The sequence below is a fragment of the Amycolatopsis sp. SID8362 genome, assembly GCF_010550475.1.
Classification (GTDB): domain Bacteria; phylum Actinomycetota; class Actinomycetes; order Mycobacteriales; family Pseudonocardiaceae; genus Amycolatopsis; species Amycolatopsis eburnea.
On the sequence record NZ_JAAGNB010001450.1, the window covers coordinates 1 to 645 of the forward strand.

The following is a 645-nucleotide window of genomic DNA, read 5'->3' on the forward strand; positions in this document are numbered from 1 at the left end:
TGCCGCGGGCGCTGGGCTCCCGCCGCGTGCTGCCCGCCCACGTCGAACAGCAGGCCCGGACCCTGGAAAGGACCGCCGAATGGCGCGAATCTCGGTCGTGATCATCACCTGCGACCGCCGCGAGCAGCTGCGGGAAACGTTGCGGCACATGACGTCCCTGCCGGACGCGGCGCCGATCCTCGTCGCGGACAACGGCTCCGCGGACGGCACGGCCGACATGGTCGCGCGGGAGTTCCCCGGCGTCCGGCTGTTCCGGCTGGCGGAGAACCTCGGCGCGGTGGCCCGGAACGTCGCCGTCGAGGAGGTGACGACGCCGTACGTCGCCTTCTGCGACGACGACACGACCTGGCAGCCGGGCGCCCTCACCCGCGCCGCGGACCTCCTGGACGCCCACCCGGGCCTCGGTTCGGTGACCGGCCGGTGCCTGGTCGAGCCGGACCTGGCCGAGGACCCGATCACGCCGGAGCTGCGCGAGTCGCCGGTGCCGGGCCCGCCGTGGCTGCCCGGCCCGGCGCTGCTGGGCATCATGGCCGGGCTGACCGCGGTCCGCGTCCGCGCGTTCCGCGAGGTCGGCGGCTTCTCCCCGCGGATGTGGCTCGGGGGCGAGGAGGAGTTGTTCGCCCTGGACCTCGCCGCGCGCGGGTG

The 645-nt window shown here is 75.3% G+C and carries 1 protein-coding gene; it reads left to right on the top strand.

The window, feature by feature from the left end:
• Positions 1-79 precede the first annotated feature (79 nt).
• Positions 80-645 (top strand): glycosyltransferase family 2 protein (locus tag G3I65_RS44480; RefSeq protein WP_160701441.1); only part of this gene is annotated, 566 nt, incomplete at its 3' end.